This window comes from Mycobacterium sp. IDUB_3 (genome assembly GCF_055419585.1).
In genome coordinates this window covers 1,816,344-1,836,727 of sequence record NZ_JBVAXZ010000001.1, presented here as the reverse complement: position 1 = coordinate 1,836,727, position 20,384 = coordinate 1,816,344, and the positions used below count along the sequence as shown (strand labels likewise).

Below are 20,384 nucleotides of genomic sequence, written 5' to 3'. Positions count from 1 at the left end.
CGGTACCAGCGGTCCCTGATACCCGCGGGTTGCCGAATCCCGGCCCGGGGCAGCCCCCTGGTCGGTCAGGCGAAGGCCGTGTCGATGATCTCCTGCTGCTCCACGGCGTGCACCTTCGACGAGCCCGACGACGGGGCCGACATCGCCCGCCGCGAGATCCGCTTGATCCCGGTCAGCTTGTCGGGCAGCAGCTCGGGCAGCTCGAGCCCGAACCGCGGCCACGCACCCTGGTTGGCCGGCTCCTCCTGCACCCAGAAGTACTGTTTGACATTCGGGTAGCGGTCCAGCGTCTCGCCCAGCCGGCGTTTCGGCAGCGGGGCGAGTTGCTCGATCCGCACGATCGCGACGTCTTCGCGGTTGTCCTTGGCCTTGCGGGCCACCAGCTCGTAGTAGAGCTTGCCGCTGGTCAGCAGGACCCGGGTGACCTTGCCGCGATCACCGATGCCGTCCTCGTAGGTCGGCTCTTCGAGTACCGAGCGGAACTTGATCTCGGTGAAGTCCCGGACATCGCTGACCGCTGCTTTATTGCGCAGCATTGACTTCGGCGTGAACACGATCAGCGGCCGCTGGACACCGTCGAGGGCGTGGCGCCGCAACAGGTGGAAGTAGTTGGACGGCGTCGAGGGCACCGCGATCGTCATCGACCCCTCGGCCCACAGCTGCAGGAAGCGCTCGATGCGGCCCGAGGTGTGGTCGGGACCCTGGCCCTCGTGTCCGTGCGGCAGCAGCAGCACGACGTTGGACAGCTGACCCCACTTGGCCTCACCGGAGCTGATGAACTCGTCGATGATCGACTGCGCGCCGTTGACGAAGTCCCCGAACTGCGCCTCCCACAACACCAGGGCGTCCGGGTTGCCCACCGTGTAGCCGTACTCGAAGCCGACGGCGGCGTACTCCGACAGCGGTGAGTCGTAGACCAGGAACTTGCCCCCGGTGGGGGTGCCGTCGGGGTTTGTCGCCAGCAATTGCAGTGGCGTGAACTCTTGGCCGGTGTTGCGGTCAAAGATCACCGAGTGCCGCTGGGAGAAGGTGCCGCGCCTGGTGTCTTGCCCCGACAGCCGGACCAGCTTGCCCTCGGCCACCAGCGAGCCCAGCGCCAGCAGTTCGCCGAAGGCCCAGTCGATCTTGCCCTCGTAGGCCATCTCGCGGCGCTTCTCCAGCACCGGCTGCACTCGCGGGTGTGCGGTGAAGCCGTCCGGGGTGGCCAGGAAGGCGTCACCGATGCGGGCCAGCAGCGCTTTGTCCACCGCAGTGGCCAGACCCGCCGGCAGCATCTGGTCCGCCTCGACCGATTCGCTCGGCAGCGCGCCGTGTTTCTCGAGCTCGCGGACCTCGTTGAACACGCGCTCCAGCTGGCCCTGATAGTCACGCAGCGCGTCCTCGGCCTCTTTCATCGAGATGTCGCCGCGGCCGATCAGGGCTTCGGTGTAGCTCTTGCGGACGCCGCGCTTGAGGTCGACGACGTCGTACATCGCGGGGTTGGTCATCGACGGGTCGTCGCCCTCGTTGTGCCCGCGCTTGCGGTAGCACAGCATGTCGATGACGACGTCCTTCTTGAACTCCTGCCGGAAGTCGACGGCCAGCTTGGCCACCCACGCGCACGCTTCCGGGTCATCACCGTTGACATGAAAGATCGGCGCCCCGATCATCTTGGCGACGTCGGTGCAGTACTCGCTGGACCGCGAATACTCCGGCGCGGTGGTGAAGCCGATCTGGTTGTTGGCGATGATGTGGATGGTGCCGCCGACGCGATAACCGGGCAGGTTCGCCAGGTTCAGCGTCTCGGCGACCACGCCCTGACCTGCGAACGCGGCGTCGCCGTGCAGCATCATCGGCACCACCGAGAAGGCCTTCTCGTCGCCTTGGTCTTCGGCGCCGTGGTCCAGCAGGTCCTGCTTGGCCCGCACCAGACCCTCCAGCACCGGGTCGACGGCCTCCAGGTGCGACGGGTTGGCGGTCAGCGACACCTGAATGTCGTTGTCGCCGAACATCTGTAGATACACGCCGGTGGCGCCCAGGTGATACTTGACGTCACCGGAACCGTGCGCCTGCGCCGGGTTGAGGTTGCCCTCGAACTCGCTGAAGATCTGCGAGTACGGCTTGCCGACGATGTTGGCCAGCACGTTGAGCCGGCCGCGGTGCGGCATCCCGATGACCACCTCGTCGAGCCCGTGCTCGGCGCACTGATCGATCGCGGCATCCATCATCGGAATGATGCTTTCCGCGCCTTCCAGCGAAAATCGTTTCTGGCCAACGTATTTGGTCTGCAGGAAGGTCTCGAAGGCCTCGGCCGCGTTCAGCTTGCTCAAAATGAACTTCTGCTCGGCCACCGTCGGTTTGACGTGCTTGGTCTCGACGCGCTGCTGCAGCCATTCCTGTTGTGACGGTTCGAGAATGTGGGTGTACTCCACGCCGATGTGGCGGCAGTAGGCGTCGCGCAGCAGGCCGAGCACGTCGCGCAGTTTCTTGTACTCACTGCCGGCGAAGCCGTTGACTTTGAACACCCGGTCGAGGTCCCACAGCGTCAGCCCGTGGTTGAGAATCTCCAGATCGGGGTGGCTGCGGAACCTGCTGCCGTCCAACCGCAATGGGTCGATGTCGGCCATCAGATGACCGCGATTGCGGTAGGCCGCAATCAACTCCATCACCCGGGCGTTCTTGTCGACGATCGAGTCCGGGTTGTCGGTGCTCCAGCGCACCGGCAGGTACGGGTTGCCCAGCTCGCGGAAGATCTCGTCCCAGAAGGCGTCCGACAGCAGCATCTCGTGGATGGTGCGCAAGAAGTCGCCGGACTCGGCGCCCTGGATAATGCGGTGGTCGTAGGTGGAGGTCAGCGTGATCAGCTTGCCGATACCCAGCTCGGCGATGCGTTCCTCGCTGGCGCCCTGGAACTCCGCGGGGTACTCCATGGCGCCGACGCCGATGATGGCGCCCTGGCCGTTCATCAGCCGCGGTACCGAGTGCACGGTGCCGATGGTGCCCGGGTTGGTCAGCGAAATGGTCACGCCCGCAAAGTCTTCGGCGGTCAGCTTGCCGTCGCGGGCGCGCCGCACGATGTCTTCGTAGGCGGTGACGAACTGCGCGAAGCGCATGGATTCGCAGCCCTTGATTCCGGCGACCACCAGGGAACGCTTGCCGTCCTTGCCCTGCAGGTCGATCGCCAGGCCGAGGTTGGTGTGCGCCGGCGTCACCGCGGTCGGCTTGCCGTCGACCTCGGCGTAGTGCCGATTCATGTTCGGGAACTTCTTGACCGCCTGCACCAGCGCGTAGCCGAGCAGGTGGGTGAACGAGATCTTGCCGCCGCGGGTGCGCTTGAGCTGGTTGTTGATGACGATCCGGTTGTCGATCATCAGCTTGGCGGGGACGGCCCGGACGCTGGTCGCCGTCGGTACGTCCAGCGACGCCGACATGTTCTTGACGACGGCCGCCGCGGCGCCGCGCAGCGTCTGCAGCTCGTCGCCTTCCGCCGGCGGGGGAGTGGGGGCTTTGGCCGGCCGCGGCGCGACCCCATTGCCGGCGGCGGTGCTGGCGGGCGGTGCGGGCTTGGCGGGCTCGGTGGTCTGGGGGGCCGCCGGAGCCGGCTTCGCCGGTGCAGGGGCGGCGGCGGCCTGCGGTCCATCAGCGCTGGCCGGCACGGTCGGCGCGGGCTCGCCGGCGGGCTCGGGGTTGTAATCGACCAGGAACTCGTGCCAGCTCGGATCGACTGACGAGGGGTCGTCGCGGAACTTGCGGTACATCTCCTCGACCAGCCATTCGTTCTGCCCGAATGGTGAACTTATGTTGCTCACGACCGCAGTTCGCCTCAATCCTTCTGTTCCGCAAGCGCATTCCCGTGGCGCCTGCACCCTTGTCGGCCCCGGACGACCGAACACCTCACACCCATGGCGGTACCCATTGTTTCCGCCCTATAAAGGCTAACCTTTCGCCGCCGATCCGCCAGGTTGACCTGGGGGCACCAGGGCGGTCTGGGCCGGTCCCGGTGGTGGCGACCCGCTAGCCTGCTTCGTGGATCGGGGGCACCAGATGCAGCGCGCGGGGCCAGCGCGCGGGCGGGGCCCCGAACGCCCTGTTGGCGTTGCGAATCATCTTCTTGCCGGCGAGGTAGTTGCCGACGGCGCCCACCACGACCCCGATTCCGACCGGCAGCAGTTTGCCGAACAGCAGGGCGCCGCGGCGCACGGTGTACTTGCGGACCCACGACTTGAGCAGCCGTGAGTTCAGCTTCGACATCGACGACAGCGGCAGGGCGGCGAGGCTCTCGGAGACCCAGCCGCCGTTCGTGCGGCCCGGCCCGAGCAGCTGGGCGACGGCGTGCTCGCTGTTGTCACCGGCGAGGACCGCCAGCACCAGCGCACGGCGCCGTTCGCGGTGATCGGCCGGAATGTCGTAGACCACCGCCGTCGCCAACACCAAGAACGCGGTGGCCTCCAAGAACGTCACCGATTCCGCGGCCGCCGCGGACAGGGCGCTGATCGTGCCGATGCCGGGAACGGTCGCGGCGGCCCCCACGGCAACGCCGCCGGCCGTCACGATGGCCACGTATCGCTTCTGCAGCTTGGCCATGATCTCGGCCGGGCTGGCATTGGGGTGCGCGTTGCGTAGCCGGGTCACATAGGCCTCGGCGGCGGGGCCCTGGATCCACGAGCTCCGCTCGATGACCTGCGCCAACGCCCGCGCGGACATTTTCGGTCGACCGTTCTTGGCGGTCGGCTGCTGTCCCGCGTTGGACATGGTGAAGAACCGGTTCGCCGATTTTCTCCGTCGAGCCCGCATATTTCTCTCCTGCTGATGGCGTTCCCCCAGGCTAACCCGCTCGCGACGAATACTGACGGGTTATGCGCCATGACCGGGTCCTTGGCAGCCGGCCTATTGCCTCACCGGGAATAATGCAGCCTGGATGCCTGCGGCGGTCCGTGCCGTCGTTGGTCCTCCTGCTGTTTACCGCGCCGCGCGCGTGGTGTATCACCTGCGTGGGTTGGGCCGGTCGACCAGCCGGGCCGATTCGGCTGAACAGCATCGTCGGGAGCGAAACGAGGTGGGGTGGATGACCACGGCTACGCCCCGCACGCCCGGCGCAACGGGGCGCGCGGGATCGGGCCCGGCCCGGGCCGCCAACCGCTGGGACTTTTTCGCCCGGAGCTCGCCGCAGTCGCAGAACCCCTGGAACCCGCTGTGGGCGATGATGATCGGCTTCTTCATGATCATGGTCGACTCGACCATCGTCGCGATCGCCAACCCGACGATCATGGCCAGCCTGCGCATCGGTTACGACACCGTGGTGTGGGTGACCAGCGCCTACCTGCTGGGCTATGCGGTCGTGTTACTGGTGGCCGGGCGACTGGGCGACCGGTTCGGTCCCAAAAACCTGTACCTGGTCGGCCTGGTCGTGTTCACCGCCTCCTCGGTGTGGTGCGGGCTGGCAGGCAGCGCCGCGATGCTGATCGCGGCGCGCGTCGTGCAGGGTGTGGGCGCGGGCCTGCTCACCCCGCAGACCCTGTCGACCATCACCCGGATCTTCCCGTCGCAGCGGCGCGGCGTCGCGGTGAGCCTGTGGGGTGCCACCGCCGGGGTGGCCAGCCTGGTGGGCCCGCTGGCCGGCGGTGTCCTGGTCGACGGGCTGGGCTGGCAGTGGATCTTCTTCGTCAACATCCCCATCGGCGTCATCGGGCTCGGGTTGGCGTATTGGCTGATTCCGGTGCTGCCCACCCAGTCGCACCGCTTCGACCTGATCGGGGTCGCGCTGTCCGGCATCGGCATCTTCCTGATCGTGTTCGGGCTGCAGCAGGGGCAGGCCGCGCACTGGCAGCCCTGGATCTGGGCGTTGATCGTCGCGGGCGTCGGGTTCATGACGGCTTTCGCGTTCTGGCAGGCGTTGAACGCCCACGAGCCGCTGATTCCGCTGAGCATCTTCGGGGACCGTGATTTCAGCCTGTGCAACGTCGGGGTGGCCATCATCTCGTTCACCGCGACGGCGATGATGCTGCCGCTGACGTTCTACGCGCAGGCGGTGTGCGGGCTGTCGCCGACGCGCTCGGCCCTGCTGATCGCGCCGATGGCCATCGCCAACGGTGTCTTCGCGCCGTTCGTCGGCAAGATCGTCGACAAATATCATCCGCAGCCGGTGCTCGGCTTCGGCTTCTCGGTGCTGGCGATCGCGCTGACCTGGCTCACCTTCGAGATGTCGCCGACGACGCCGATCTGGCGGCTGGTGCTGCCGTTCTTCGCGATGGGCGTCGGGATGGCGTTCGTGTGGTCGCCGCTGACCGCGACCGCGACGCGTAACCTGCCGCCACACCTGGCCGGCGCGGGATCCGCGGTGTACAACTCCGTGCGCCAGCTCGGCGCGGTGCTCGGCAGCGCCGGCATGGCCGCGTTCATGACGTGGCGGATCACCGCCGAGATGCCGCGCCAGCCGTCCGGAGACGCCGCCGGCGAGGACGCGCTCGCCTTGCAACTGCCCGGGTTCCTGCGCGAACCGTTCGCGGCCGCGATGTCGCAGTCGGTGCTGTTGCCGGCGTTCATTGCGTTGTTCGGGATCATCGCCGCTCTGTTCCTGGTGGGCTCCGCGCCGTGGGAGGGCAGGGGCGATCGCGGGGGCGGCGACGATCCGCTGGGCCCCGACGACGACGTGGTCGACGACGACTATGACGACGACGAGTACGTGGAATTCGTCCTGGTGCGCGAGCCCGACGCCCAGCGGGGAAGCGTTCCCGAGCCGCCCCGGCGGCCGGTCGAACGCCCGCCGTCCAGCGGAGTACCGCGGCGCGGCCCGGACCCGCAGGCTGAACCAATCGGCTACGCCCACAACGGGTCTCGCGTGGACAGCGGCAAACGCCTTCGCCAGGTGGCGGTGCGGCGCGCACCCAGATCCATGCCGCCCGGTGACCGGCCCACCCGGCCGCCGCGCCGCCACCACAACGGATCGGCGGGCCTTCACTTCACCGACGGTGAATCGCTGCGGGGTTACCACCACCGCTCCGATCCTGACGACGACCCCACCGGTTCGGGCCGGCACTCGTCAACCGGTTAGGTCAAATTTGCGTCAGAGCGCAACTGTGGCACGAAAAGCCTCGTGCAGCAGCGCATTACCAATCAATATCGCAACCGATGTTCTCGGCAGCCGTCAGTCGGGGTCGGAGTGTTTGCTGTGGTCAATGGTGATTGCCGGTCGCGCGCAACCTGTTCGGGCACATTGGCCGGCTAATCAGCTAACTGCCACTTTGTCCGCTGGTTCCCGTCGGTTGCCGATGAGGAATGTAGACACCAGCTCGGCGTCGTCTCGATCATCGTTCCTGAGATCGTGTCCTCCGTTCGCTGATGCCTTCCGGCAGTTGGATGGGCTTTAGACGCGCTTGTCGATTGGGGCGCCTAGTGCTACGAACCCCTCGTCTGACAACAGCATTAGACCCCGGCGGGTCGCGCGAAGAATAGGGTAACCACGGGCTATCGTGGCGCCGTGCGTGATCGGTGCGGGTGCAGTGCGACACCGTCTCTTTCGCGCCGTGATGTCCTCAAATATGCTGCCGCGGCGCCGATTATGCTGAGTTTGGGCACCGCCGCATCAGGTCTGGTCCAACCCCTGAGGGCGGCAGCTGATACGTCCTTGGTTTCGGCGGTAGAAGCGCCGGGGCAGGACCTCAATATCATCAGTCGGGCCGGGTGGGGCGCCGATGAGTCGATTCGCCGCCGAGCACCGATGTACGACAACGGAATCAAGGCAGCCGTCGTGCACCACACCGCCGGTGTAAATGAATACGCGCAGCAGGATTCGGCGGCAACTGTGCGGTCGATCTACGACTACCACACCCGCACTCTGGGCTGGTCGGACATCGCCTACAACGCGCTGGTCGACAAGTACGGTCAGATATTCGAGGGCCGATTCGGCGGGATGACCAGACCGGTTCTGGGCACCCACACTGGCGGGTTCAACCGCACCACATGGGCGGTGTGCATGATCGGAGACTTCGACGCGGTGGTCCCCACGCCGGTTCAGCTGCACACCGTGGGGCGCCTGCTCGGGTGGCGTCTGGCACTGGATGGCGTCGACCCGCAGGGAAGCGTCGCGTTGACATCGGAAGGGGGCCCCTACACCCATTTCCCTCAGGGCACCACCGTGGGCTTGCCGTGCATTTTCGCTCACCGCGACGTCGGCGATACCGATTGCCCCGGCAACCTTGGATTCCCTTTGATGAACCAGATTCGTGACATTGCTGCGCGGTTCAACAAGCGCCCCAGCGCCGGTGATCTGGCGCAGTCGCTGCAAGGTAGTGCCATCTATGACCGGTGGCAGGCGATGGGCGGCATGAAGAGCGCCCTGGGCGCACCACAGTCGTCGGAATCGACCGGGGCGGGAGCCACGCGCTACGTCATCTTCGAAAAGGGGGCAATGTACTGGTCGCCGACCACCGGGGCGCAGCCCGTCACCGGCACCATCTACGCCGCGTGGGGCACCCTGGGCTACGAACATAGCGCGCTGGGGTTGCCGACCAGCACCGAAATCCAGGAGCCGGAGTGGGTCGTCCAGAATTTTCAACATGGCACCCTGAACATTGAGCGTGGGAGCCGGACAGTCGTTACCGTGATCAACGGTGTCGCTGCCGTCGTACCGCCGCCGTCAGCCGACGGCCCGCCCGTGCAGGTTGAGCGGTTTTCACCGATGCGCAACCGAGTTTGACGCGGAGACTCCGCGAGCCACATTCATCCCTGTTGGAACACTTTTCGCGTCAACCGGTTAGGGCGGTCACCGCAGATCGGGCTGCGTGAGCGCCAGAAATGCACCCAGGTCGATCAGGCCCGCCGGTGTGGCGGGCAGATACTCCGTCAGCGACGGGGAGCGCACCAGCACGGCCGCATACTGGGCCCGGCTCACCGCGACATTGAGTCGATTCCTGTTGAGCAGGAAGGAGATTCCACGGGGCACCACGTCCATGGACGACACCGTCATCGAGACGAAGACCACCGGCGCCTGTCCGCCCTGGAACTTGTCGACCGTCCCGACCCGCACTCCGTCGAGCTTCGCTGCGGCCAGCCGTTGACGCAGCAGCGCCACCTGGGCGTTGTAGGGCGCCAGCACCAGCACGTCGGCGGCGGTCAGCGCCCGGGTGCCGTGTTCGTCGGTCCACGACGCGCCGAGCATCCGGTTGATCTCGGCGACGATCGCGTCGGCCTCCTCGGGGCTGTCGGTCGAATTGCCTTGGTGCTCAACCGAAAGCAGCTGAACGCCAGGCGGATACCCGGCGAGGTGGCGGGCGGCCGTGCAGTCGTGGGAACGCAGTCTGTCCTCGTAGGACAGCGCCGAAACCGCCGCGCAGATCGACGGATGCATGCGGTACGAGAGGTCCAGGAAGTAGCCGCGCTCGTCGGGCAGGGTGCGCTGACCGTCGACCAGCCACTCCAGCGCGGAATTGTCCACCGGCTCCGGATGAGTGCCCTGGCTGACTTGCGGCAACTGCTGGGGGTCCCCGAGCAGCAGCAGGTTGGCGGCGGCCGGGGCCACGGCGATGGTGTTGGCCAAACAGAATTGGCCGGCTTCGTCGATCACCAGCAGATCCAGGCTTCCCGGTGGTATCCGGTTCGCGTTGGCGAAATCCCATGCCGTCCCGCCGACCACGCATCCCGGCGTGTCGGCGAGGAACGCGGCGTAGGCGCCCCCGTCGATCTCGCGCCAGCGCGGGGCCCGGTGGTCGTTGCGCTTCTTCGCGATCCGCTGCGGGTCCAGGCCGGCGTCGATCACGCAATCCAGCACGTTCTCCACGGTGGCGTGCGACTGCGCGACCACGCCGACGCGCCAGGCGTGTGTGGTGACGAGGTCGTGGATCACCCGGGCGGCGGTGTGCGTCTTGCCGGTGCCGGGCGGTCCGTGCACCGCCAGGTACGACGAGTCCAGATCCAGTAGCGCCGTGGTGATGTCGGCGACGGTGTCGTCGCCACGTGGCAGGGGGGCGCCGCTGCCCGTGCGGGGCGCCCGGCGCAACAGCACGTCGACGATGGCGCTGTCGGGGAGTTGCGGCAAGCCGGCGGCCACCGCGGCGGCGGTCGCCTCGATCGATTCCCGCAGGGCCGTCGTCGGGATCGGCGGCCCGGGCGTCAGCGCGAACGGCACCTGGTGAAAGGTGTTGCCGTCGCTGCCAACTCGTTCGAGAACGATCACTTCGCTGGGCACCGCCGGATCGTCGGCCTCCACGACCGAGGCCCGCCCGGCGGCCCGCCGGTCCGGGCTGTCGGTCATGCCGGGCGGAGCCGGCGGGTGGTAGAGCGCAAAGACGTCGCTCTTCAAGTCGCCGCGCGCCAGCTCGCCGCGTAGCTGCAGCCGCCGTTGCGGTTTGCGCGCGCGGGGCGGCGTGTGCCAGTCGACGCTGACCGATGCCTGCTCGACGACGAACACATCGGTGTTATCCGCCCACTCCTCGATCGGGAAGTTCAGCCGGTCGAAATGCGCCCACCAGAAGGGTTTGTCCTCGCGCCGGTGGTAGCCGCGCGCCGCGGCCAGCAGCGCCACCACCGTCTGCCGCGGGGTGCGGTCGTCGACGCCGGCGGTCCCGGTGAACGCCGCCAATGTCACCGCCAGCCGGTCGCGGTCGTCGACGGTGTTGCCGTCGGGCACCGGCTGGGCGCCGATCGGCACCACGCCGGATTCGTAGGCGCGCAACATCAGCCAGTTGCGCAGCTCCTGTGTCGACCGGCAGTCGTAGTGGTTGTAGTCCTCGATCTCCTTGAGCACCGATGTGGCCTCGTCGCCGCGGCCGTCCGCCCGGAGTTCGCAGTACCGTGCGTAGGAGGTGATCGAACCGGTGGCCGTGGTCACGTCGCCCGCGCGCAGTTGGGCCCCCATGTAGAGCGGCTCCAGCGCCTTGAGGCTGAACGACTCCGCGCCAACGCGAATGCTCCTGCGCACCAACGGGTAAAGGTCGACCAGCGTACCGCTGCGCAGCAGTTCGTCGACCTCGTCCTCGCCCACCCCGTAGCGCCCGGCCAGTCGCAACAACGCGGTCTTCTCGTAGGGCGCGTAATGGTAGATGTGCATGTTGGGGCGGCGCTTGCGACGCTTGGCCACCAGCGCCAGAAAGTCGATCAGCGCCTTGCGTTCCTCGGCCCGGTCGTGCGCCCACAGCGGGCGAAACGTGCCCGTCGGCCCGGCCTCCAAGACACCGAACAGGTATTCCAGGCCCCACTCGCGCCCGTCGGTGGTCCACAGCGGGTCGCCTTCGAAGTCGAAGAACAGGTCCCCTGGGTCGGGCTCGGGTAGCAGGGCCAGCGGCTGCGCGTCGATGACCTGGACCTGAGGAACACCGGTTTCGCGTTGCCGGACTTGCAGTTTCGCCTGGATGGTCATTTTGTTCAACGCACCGGCCGCCAGGCCGGGCACGGGTCCGCGATGATCGGCCAGCTCGGCGACCGTGCTGATCCCGGCGTCAAAGAGCTTGTCTCGCTGGCTCACTCGCATGCCGGCGACCAGTAGAACGTCATCTGCCGCCCGCAGCTGTTCGATGCAGAGCGGGCAGTGAAAACACGCCGCCACGCCCTCGTCGTCCCAGCGGACCGCCGCGCCGCCCGCGTAGTGCTGATCGAGGAGGCGCTGCAGCCGAGCCCGCTGAGAGCGGTACACGGGGATCAGGTCGCAAACGCGGTGCCGCACCGCGGTTCCATCGCCCAGCCGCAGCTCGGCCTCCGGTGCGACCGGGACGCCGGATGCCGCCAACGCGTCGGCGTAGGCCGCCAGCTGCAACAGCGCGGTCACCTTCGCCGAGCGGGCCAGTTTGGTGTCGACGACGCGGTACCGCTCGCCGTCGCGCATCAGGAAATCGGCGAAGCCGACGAAGCGGCCGTCGAACATCGCCGCCTGATACACCACGGGGGCGCGGTCGGCCACGGCGCGGCGGGTGGCGTCGGCGGCGGCCGCCAGGCCGGCGGGCGTGTACGCCGGGCGGCCGATGATCGCGACGGCCTGCCCGAACCGGTCGCGCAGCGAGGCGAGTTCGCGTCGCTCGTGCTCGCTACCGAGCTCGGCCGTCCGCGCGAGCAGTTCGTCTTCGACCGTGATGGCGGGGCCGCGGCCCAGCTTCGCGTCGAAGTCCCGCAGGAGCGCGAATTCGCAGCGGGCGGCGGCAGCAAGATCCGATGCGCTGTAAACGATGCTGTCGCCGGAGACCAACATTGGAGTCACTGTAGGTCAGCACTCCGACAGGAGGGCCATGTCGGGCGGGCGCGCCCGGAGATTAGTGAGCGGGGGTGTTGCCGATGAGTTCGACCGCGTTGCCGTTCCAGTGAAATTTCACGTCCGTGTTCAGGCCGTTGATCCCGCCGGGATAGGTCAGCGCCACCGTGTCGCCCGTGGTTTGCGTGGGGTCAATGCCGTTGAACCCGTAGGTGTCGGGCACGCCCTGCGGGATGAACTGGCCCAGGTGGAAGAGCACCGCACGGGTGGTCGGAGCGACCGCATTGGTGTTGGCCTTGATGATGACCGCCGACAGCTGTGCGCACTGGTTGTAGTTGCCGGCCAGCGGTTCGGGGTTCCAGGGCTGCTGGCTGCGCGGGTCGCGGGGCAGCTCGGACACCACCTTCGCGATGGTGGGCGACGCAAGGTTGACCGCGCAGGGATCGGTGGGCGGGGCGTTCCCGGGTGGGGCGGCGGCCGGCGGCGTGGCCGGGGCCGTGATCGACGCGGTCTCCGACGTCCTGGCCTGCGGCGTCTTCGCGACGGTGGAGTCCCCCGACCCGCAGCCTGTCAACGTGAAGGCGATGAGAGCGACAGCGGCCGAGCCGGTCAGTGGCTCGGTACGACACAGCAACGACCACACATCTGGGGACCGTACCGTCATCGGGTCCGGGGCCGCGGCAGGCATGGCCGGGTGTGCTGATGATCACCGGATCGGCGGGTTGGCTTCTCACCGGCAGCGCTCAGGTCCGCTGCGCTCGGGATCACCACTAGACTCCTTGGACGATGACCCCCTCGGACAGCTCGACTGAAGCTGCCTCAACGACGTTCGCCGACCTGCAGATCAATCCCTCGGTTCTGCGGGCGATCGCCGACGTCGGCTACGAGTCGCCCACCGGCATTCAGGCCGCCACGATCCCGGCGCTGATGGCGGGCTCCGACGTCGTCGGTCTGGCGCAGACCGGCACCGGCAAGACCGCCGCCTTCGCGATCCCGATCCTGTCCAAGATCGACGTCACCAGCACCGCCACCCAGGCACTGGTGCTCGCCCCCACCCGGGAACTTGCCCTGCAGGTGGCCGAGGCGTTCAGCCGGTACGGGGCCCACCTGCCCAAGATCAACGTGCTGCCGATCTACGGCGGCTCGTCCTACGGCGTCCAGCTGGCCGGTCTGCGCCGCGGCGCCCACGTGGTGGTCGGCACGCCGGGCCGGGTCATCGACCACCTCGAGCGCGGGACGCTGGACCTGTCCCACGTCGACTATCTGGTTCTCGACGAGGCCGACGAGATGCTCACGATGGGCTTCGCCGAAGAAGTCGATCGCATCCTGTCCGAAACCCCGGAATACAAACAGGTGGCGCTGTTCTCCGCGACCATGCCGCCCGCGATCCGCAAGATCACCACCAAGTATCTGCACGACCCCCTCGAGGTCAGCACCAAAGCGAAAACCGCCACCGCCGAGAATATCTCGCAGCGTTACATCCAGGTCGCCGGCCCGCGCAAGATGGACGCGCTGACCCGGGTGCTGGAAGTCGAGCAGTTCGAGGCGATGATCGTCTTCGTCAGAACCAAGCAGGCCACCGAAGAAGTCGCCGAAAAGCTCAGGGCCCGAGGGTTTTCCGCGGCCGCAATCAACGGGGACATCCCGCAAGGTCAGCGCGAGCGGACCGTCGCCGCCCTGAAGGACGGCAGCATCGACATCCTGGTCGCCACCGACGTGGCCGCGCGCGGGCTGGACGTGGAGCGGATATCACACGTGGTCAATTACGACATCCCGCACGACACCGAGTCGTATGTGCACCGGATCGGGCGCACCGGCCGGGCCGGACGTTCGGGATCCGCGCTGCTGTTCGTCTCCCCGCGCGAGCGCCACCTGCTCAAGGCGATCGAGAAGGCCACGCGCCAAACGCTTACCGAAACCGAGTTGCCCACCGTCGAGGACGTCAACGCCCAACGGGTGGCCAAGTTCGCCGATTCCATCACAACCGCGCTCGGTTCACCCGGAATCGACCTGTTCCGCAAGTTGGTCCAGGACTACGAACGCGAGCACGACACGCCGATGGCCGACATCGCCGCCGCGCTGGCAGTGCAGTCCCGCGACGGCGAGGAATTCCTGATGTCGCCCGAACCGCCGCCGGAGCGGCGCGAGCGGCGCACCGAACGTCGCGACCGCCCCGAAAGGCCAAGGAATGCTAAGCCTTTCGCCACCTATCGCATCGCGGTGGGCAAGCGGCACAAGATCGGCCCGGGCGCGATCGTCGGCGCCATCGCCAACGAGGGCGGGCTGCATCGCAGCGACTTCGGCCACATCGCGATCGGACCGAATTTCTCCCTGGTGGAGCTGCCGGAAAAGTTGCCCAATTCGATCTTCAAAAGGCTTGAAAACACCCGCATTTCGGGGGTTCTGATCAACCTCCAGCCCGAGCGCTCATCCGCCAACAAGCCCCGTGGCCGAGAGGGTGGGAAGCCGCGCAGGAAACACGGCGGATGACGCTGTCGGAAGAGCAAGACGCCCAAGGCGGGCTCGAGCAGACCTCTCGCGTCGACCGGGTCGCCTCGCTGACCGGGGTTCGTGCGGTCGCCGCGCTCCTGGTCGTCGGCACCCACGCGGCCTACACCACCGGCAAATACACGCACGGATATTGGGGCCTGGTCGGTTCCCGGATGGAGATCGGGGTGCCGATCTTCTTCGTGCTCTCCGGCTACCTGTTGTTTCGCCCGTGGGTGAAGTCGGCGGCGAACAGCGGCGCACCGCCGTCACTGAGTCGCTATGCGTGGCATCGGGTTCGGCGCATCATGCCCGCCTACGTGATCACCGTGCTGTTCGCCTATGTGCTCTACCACTACCGCAACGCCGGGCCGAACCCCGGACACAGCTGGCTGGGGCTGGCGCGCAACCTGACGCTGACGCAGATCTACTGCAACGGCTACCTGGGCAAGTATCTGCACCAGGGGCTGACGCAGATGTGGAGCCTGGCGGTGGAGGGCTCGTTCTACGTCATCCTGCCGCTGCTGGCCTACCTGCTGCTGGTGGTGATCTGCCGGCGGCAGTGGCAACCGAAACTGGTGCTAGGCGCCCTGGCCGGGATGACGTTGATCAGCCCGGCCTGGTTGGTGCTGGTGCATACCGACCACTGGTTTCCCGATGGCGCGCGGCTGTGGCTCCCCACCTATCTGGCCTGGTTCCTCGCCGGAATGATACTCACCGTGCTGCAGGAGATGGGGGTGCGCGGCTACGGGTTCGTGGCCATACCGCTGGCCGTCATCTGCTACTTCATCGTGTCCACGCCCATTGCCGGTGCGCCCACCACCTCCCCGGCGACGCTGAGCGAGGCGTTGTTCAAGACGTGCTTCTACGCCGTCATCGCCGCGCTCGCGGTGGCCCCGCTGGCCCTGGGGGGCGCTCCCGGTGCCCAGGGCTGGTATTCGCGGATCCTGGCCAGCCGCCCGATGGTGTGGCTGGGGGAGATCTCCTACGAGATCTTCCTGATTCACCTGATCACCATGGAATTCGCGATGGACTACATCGTCGGCGCGCGCGTCTACACCGGCTCGATGCTGTACCTGTACGTAGCGACGCTGGTGGTGACGATCCCGCTGGCGTGGCTGCTGCACCGGTTCACCCGCGTCCGGGACTGAGCCGCTAGCCGCGGGCGGAGACCGGCGTCACGATCGGGACGAGGAACTCCTCGATCATCGCCCGCTCCTCGTCCTCGTCGCGGCCCGGGTGCGTCAGCAGCGAGACGATCACCCGCACCGTCCAGCGGCCGCGACGTTCGATGACGGCGGGATCGTCGGGTCCCAGCGAGTGCAGGAACGCGACCGCCAGGGCCGCGATCACGTCGGACTGCCCGGCCAATTCGCCACCCACCGGCGGGCGGGTGGTGGCAAACCAGGACGCCAGCGCCGGGCTCTCGCGCACCATCGCTAACGTGACCAGGATGCTTGCGACCAGCCGTTCGCGTGGGTCCTCGATGTCGCCGGTGCGCGCGATGATCTCGCGGCCCAGCCGGTGGGTTTCGCGGTGGATGTAGGCGGTTCGCAGCGCCTCGCGGTTCTCGAAGTATCGGTACAGCGTGGCGCGGGAACAGCCTGCCGCCCGGGCGATTTCGTTCATGCCGATCGAGTCGGAGTCACGCTGGGTGTAGAGCTGCTCGGCGGCATCGAGGATCCGGTCGGCGGCCGCCTCGGTCCGGTGCGCGCCCAGCCAGTCGTTGCCGGGCATCAGGATTTCACCCGGATGGGCACCGACAGCGGGCGCCGGACGTAACTGCCGCCGGCCCAGACGATGCCGGATTCGTCGACGTCGAAGTCAGGGCAGCGGGACAGCAGTTCGTTCAGCGCGACGCGGGACTGCATCCGGGCCGCGGCCGCGCCCAGGCAGTGATGCGCACCGTGGCTGAACGTCAGGATGTTGCGTGGGCAGCGGGTCAAGTCGAGCTCGCCTGCGTCCGAACCGTATTGGCGTTCGTCGCGGTTGGCCGACCCGTACAGCAGCAGCACCCTGCGCCCCGCGGGGATGGTGGTCTCGCCGACGGTCACGTCCCGGGTGGCGGTGCGGGCCAGTCCCTGCACCGGTGAGGTCATCCGCAGCAATTCCTCGACCGCGTCGGGAATGCGGCCGGGGTCGTCCACCAGCAGCCGACGCTGGTCGGGTCGTTCGTGCAACAGCGGCATCGAGCCCCCGAGCATGCCGGTGACGGTGTCGTTGCCGCCGGTGACCATGGTGAACGTGAACGCCAGGATCGACAGCGTGCCGGCGATGTCGCCGTCGGCGCCCACACCGGCGGCCACCAGGTGCGAGATGGTGTCGTCCTCGGGTTGGGTTCGGCGCCGTTCGATCAACCCGGTGAAGTAGGCCATCATCGACCCGACCGCATCGCCGACGGTTTCCAGGGCTCCGGCGACACCGCCGTCGGCGGTGTTGGCCGCGACGATCGCCTGGGTCCAGCCGTCGAATTGGGCCCAGTCTTCCTCGGGCACACCGAGATAATGGGCGACCACCATCGACGGCAGCGGTTTGAACAGTTCCGTGACGATGTCGCCGCCGCCGGCCGAGCGCAACCCCTCGATGCGCTCGGCGACGAATTCCCGAACCTTGGGTTCCACGGCCTCCACCTGCCGTGGGGTAAAGCCCCGTGACACCAGTTTGCGAAATTCGGTGTGTACCGGTGGATCCTGCATCACGAACGGTGGGTTGTCCTGCAGCCCAATCATTTCCAGGTCACCGTAGTTGACGGTCAGACCCTGTGCCGACGAATAGGTTTCGTGATCGCGGGCCGCGGCCCACACGTCGGCGTGCCGGGAGAGTACGTAGTAGTCATGCTCGGGATGGTTGGGTGGCACGACGTGGTGCACCGGGTCGTGATCGCGCAACGCGCGGTACATCGCCCACGGATTCGACCACGTGTCGGCGGTGGCCAGCTGAAACTTAACCGGTGCGTCGTGAGACATAACAGCAGCCATGTCTCATTCGTACGACACCAGGGCCAATATGTCAACCGCCGCAGGCGCGCAAGTGTGCGGCTCGCCGCCGATTCGAGCTCCAACGTGCGGCCAGCCGCGCACTCGCGAAACGACTAGATGCCCGACCCGGGGTTGAGGATGCCTTGCGGATCCAGCGCCTGCTTGATGCGCCGGTTGAGCTCCATCACGTCCGGTCCCAGATAGCCGGCCAGCCAGGGCCGCTTCAGCCGGCCGACGCCGTGTTCCCCGGTGATCGTGCCGCCCAGCCCGACCGCCAGGTCCATGATCTCGCCGAACGCCAGGTGGGCGCGCTCGGTCATGTCGGCATCGGCGGGGTCGTAGACGATCAGCGGGTGGGTGTTGCCGTCACCGGCGTGCGCGATCACCGAGATCATCAGGTCGCGCTCGGCGGCAATGCCCGCGATCCCGGTGACCAGCTCGCCCAGCGCCGGAAGCGGCACCCCGACGTCCTCGAGCAACAGCGATCCCTTGGCCTCGACGGCCGGGATGCAAAACCGCCGGGCGACGACGAACGCCTCGCCCTCGTCGGGATCGTCGGTCGAAAACACCTCCGTCGCAGCGTGTTCCGCGAACACCTCGGCCATAATTTCGGCGTCCTCGCTACCGGCGCGGCCGCGCTCGTCGGACCCGGCCACCAGCATGGCGGCCGCCCCGCGGTCGAGGTCCATGCGCAGGGTGTCCTCGACGGCGTTGATCGCCACCGAATCCATGAACTCCAGCATCGAGGGGCGAAGCTTCCCGGTGACCCCGAGCACCGCGTCGACCGCGTCCTCGACGGTCGCGAAGCTGGCCACCACGATGCTGGACGCGTTCTGCTTGGGCACCAGCCGCAGCGTCACCTCGGTGACGACGCCCAGCGTGCCCTCGCTGCCGACGAAGAGCTTGGTCAGGCTGAGCCCCGCGACGTCCTTGAGGCGCGGGCCGCCCAGCCGGACCGCGGTGCCGTCGGCCAGCACCACCTGCATGCCCAGGACGTAATCGGTGGTGACGCCGTACTTCACGCAGCACAGGCCGCCGGCGTTGGTGGCGATATTGCCGCCGATGCTGCAGATTTCGAACGACGACGGGTCCGGCGGATACCACAGGCCGTGCTCGGCGGCCGCCTTCTTCACTTCGGCGTTGAACAGCCCGGGCTGGCACACCGCGGTCCGGGTCACCGGGTCGATGGTGATGTCGCGCATCTTCTCGGTGGACAGCACGATGCCGTTGTCCAGTGCGGTCGCCCCGCCGGACAGGCCGCTGCCGGCGCCGCGGGTCACGACCGGCACCCGGTGCGCGGCGGCCCAGCGCAACACGGTCTGCACCTCTTCGGTGTGCCGCGGCCGGACCACGGCCAGCGGCTTGCCGGCCGACGGGTCGAACGCGCGGTCCTGGCGATAGCCCTCGGTGACCGTCGGATCGGTGACGACCATTCCGTCGGGCAGGTCGGCGATCAGGCCGGCCAGGGCGTCAGAGCTCACGGCCCGATACTAAGCCCGCGTCACGGCCCCGGGTCTTCCGCGAACTCCGGCGCGCGGTCCAGTTCGTGCAGCGACGGCAGCCGGCAGGCGACGAGACCGATCAGCAGGATCGGCACCGCCAGGGCCAGGAACGTGACCTGCAGTCCGGCCGCGTCGGTCAGCGGGCCGGCCACCAGCAAGCCCAACGGGCCCGCCGCGTAGGTCAATCCCGTCATCACCCCGACCACCCGGCCGCGCAGCCGATGCGGGGCACGGGTCTGCATCATGTAGTTGTAGATCGGCTGGATCGGTCCGTAGACCACGCCGGTGACCGCGCACAGCACCAGGATCACGGGCAACGGCGGCAGGAACGCGACCCCGACGGTCGCCGCGCCGAAGGTGAGGGTCGCCGTCAGCACCGCCGTGCGTCGGCCCACGTAATTCGACAGCGCGGCATAGCCGAGCGCTCCCGCCACGCCGCCGAAGCCGATTGCCATCAACGCCCACCCAAGTTGCGCGGGCTGGTGCTGGTCGGAGAAGTACTTCGGAAACAGCACGCTTTCCATCGGCAGGTACAGCGCGGTGACGGCCAGGTCGATCAAGCCGAGCGTGCGGAGCACCCGCATGTTCCACACGAACCGCAGTCCCTCGGCGATGCCGGACATCCACCCGGCGGCCCGGGTCTCGCGCTCGGGCTTGCCGGTGCCCGCGAGCCGCAGCGGCCCGATCGTCAGGATGGACGACGCGAACAACCCCGCCGTCACCCACATGGTGTTGATGCCGCCGACCGTGGCGATCATCAAGCCGCCGATGCCCGGACCCACGATGAACCCCAGGTTCAGAATGGCCTCGTAGACACTGTTGGTGCGGGCCAGCGACCAGCCCGCCCGGGCAGCCGCCTCGGGCAGCATCGACTCGCGTGCCGTCGTCCCGGCCGGGTCGAACCCGGCCGCGAAGAAGGCCAGCACGGCCAGCACCGCCAGGTTGAGCGCGTCGCCGCCGAGCCACCAGGCGATCAGCGGGACGGCGGTCACCGCCGTCCCGGAGAGCGAATCGGAGATCAGCGACACCCGGCGCCGCCCGAAGAAGTCGACCGCCGCGCCGGCGACCAGAGTGGACAACACCAGCGGCAGCGTCATGGCCAGCGCGACACCCGAGGCGTCGCGCGCGCTGTTGTGGTGCTGCAACGCCAGCCACGGGAACGCGACAATCGAGATGCCGCTACCCGCCGTCGCCATCAGCGTGGCGAACAGGATCAGGAACGCTGGGCCGCCGCTTTTCATTGGAATATCGCCGCTGAATGTA

The 20,384-nt window shown here is 67.8% G+C and carries 12 protein-coding genes; 4 read left to right on the top strand and 8 right to left on the bottom strand.

Going from position 1 to position 20,384, the window contains the following annotated elements:
* Positions 1–65: 65 nt before the first annotated feature.
* A complete protein-coding gene (locus ACZYVJ_RS07975) occupies positions 66–3,788 on the bottom strand; it encodes a multifunctional oxoglutarate decarboxylase/oxoglutarate dehydrogenase thiamine pyrophosphate-binding subunit/dihydrolipoyllysine-residue succinyltransferase subunit (RefSeq protein ID WP_463830507.1) in 3,723 nt (1,240 codons plus the stop codon).
* A gap of 205 nt (positions 3,789–3,993) precedes the next feature.
* Positions 3,994–4,773 carry a hypothetical protein gene (locus ACZYVJ_RS07970; protein ID WP_463830506.1) on the bottom strand — a complete coding sequence of 260 codons (780 nt, stop codon included), beginning with the start codon at positions 4,771–4,773 and terminating at the stop codon, positions 3,994–3,996.
* A 271-nt stretch (positions 4,774–5,044) separates the two neighbouring features.
* On the opposite strand from ACZYVJ_RS07970, the gene ACZYVJ_RS07965 reads away from it, so the two are divergent.
* Both ACZYVJ_RS07965 and ACZYVJ_RS07960 read left to right on the top strand, forming a co-directional pair.
* Positions 5,045–7,030, top strand: coding sequence for an MFS transporter (locus ACZYVJ_RS07965; RefSeq protein WP_463830505.1), 1,986 nt, complete (start codon positions 5,045–5,047; stop codon positions 7,028–7,030).
* 666 nt (positions 7,031–7,696) lie between these two features.
* Positions 7,697–8,674, top strand: a complete 978-nt coding sequence (locus tag ACZYVJ_RS07960) for an N-acetylmuramoyl-L-alanine amidase (RefSeq protein WP_463830504.1) — start codon at positions 7,697–7,699, stop codon at positions 8,672–8,674.
* Between the two features lie 66 nt (positions 8,675–8,740).
* Here ACZYVJ_RS07960 and ACZYVJ_RS07955 read toward each other — a convergent pair whose 3' ends face one another.
* Entirely contained in the window at positions 8,741–12,154 is a 3,414-nt protein-coding gene (locus tag ACZYVJ_RS07955) for a TM0106 family RecB-like putative nuclease (protein WP_463830503.1), read from the bottom strand.
* A 61-nt stretch (positions 12,155–12,215) separates the two neighbouring features.
* A complete protein-coding gene (locus ACZYVJ_RS07950; protein ID WP_463832897.1) occupies positions 12,216–12,818 on the bottom strand; it encodes an LppP/LprE family lipoprotein in 603 nt (200 codons plus the stop codon).
* A gap of 122 nt (positions 12,819–12,940) precedes the next feature.
* Between ACZYVJ_RS07950 and ACZYVJ_RS07945 the strand changes: the two genes are divergently transcribed.
* Positions 12,941–14,644, top strand: a complete 1,704-nt coding sequence (locus ACZYVJ_RS07945) for a DEAD/DEAH box helicase (protein WP_463830502.1) — start codon at positions 12,941–12,943, stop codon at positions 14,642–14,644.
* Positions 14,641–15,792, top strand: a complete 1,152-nt coding sequence (locus ACZYVJ_RS07940; RefSeq protein WP_463830501.1) for an acyltransferase family protein — start codon at positions 14,641–14,643, stop codon at positions 15,790–15,792. Before ACZYVJ_RS07945 ends, ACZYVJ_RS07940 begins: the two co-directional genes overlap by 4 nt.
* Before the next feature lie 4 nt (positions 15,793–15,796).
* On the opposite strand, the gene ACZYVJ_RS07935 is transcribed toward ACZYVJ_RS07940, so the two are convergent.
* The 4 genes from ACZYVJ_RS07935 to tap form a co-directional block, all read right to left on the bottom strand.
* Positions 15,797–16,378 (bottom strand): TetR/AcrR family transcriptional regulator, encoded by a 582-nt coding sequence (locus tag ACZYVJ_RS07935; RefSeq protein ID WP_463830500.1) that lies wholly within the window; start codon positions 16,376–16,378, stop codon positions 15,797–15,799.
* Complete coding sequence (locus ACZYVJ_RS07930; RefSeq protein ID WP_463830499.1) at positions 16,378–17,619, bottom strand: cytochrome P450; 1,242 nt, start codon at positions 17,617–17,619, stop codon at positions 16,378–16,380. The genes ACZYVJ_RS07935 and ACZYVJ_RS07930 overlap by 1 nt, the downstream gene beginning before the upstream one ends.
* A 113-nt stretch (positions 17,620–17,732) precedes the next feature.
* On the bottom strand, positions 17,733–19,100 hold the full coding sequence (locus tag ACZYVJ_RS07925) for an FAD-binding oxidoreductase (protein WP_463830498.1): 1,368 nt from the start codon (positions 19,098–19,100) through the stop codon (positions 17,733–17,735).
* Positions 19,101–19,120: 20 nt separating this feature from the next.
* Positions 19,121–20,362: a multidrug efflux MFS transporter Tap gene (gene tap / locus ACZYVJ_RS07920; RefSeq protein WP_463830497.1), complete on the bottom strand. Its 1,242-nt coding sequence runs from the start codon at positions 20,360–20,362 to the stop codon at positions 19,121–19,123.
* Positions 20,363–20,384: the final 22 nt, after the last annotated feature.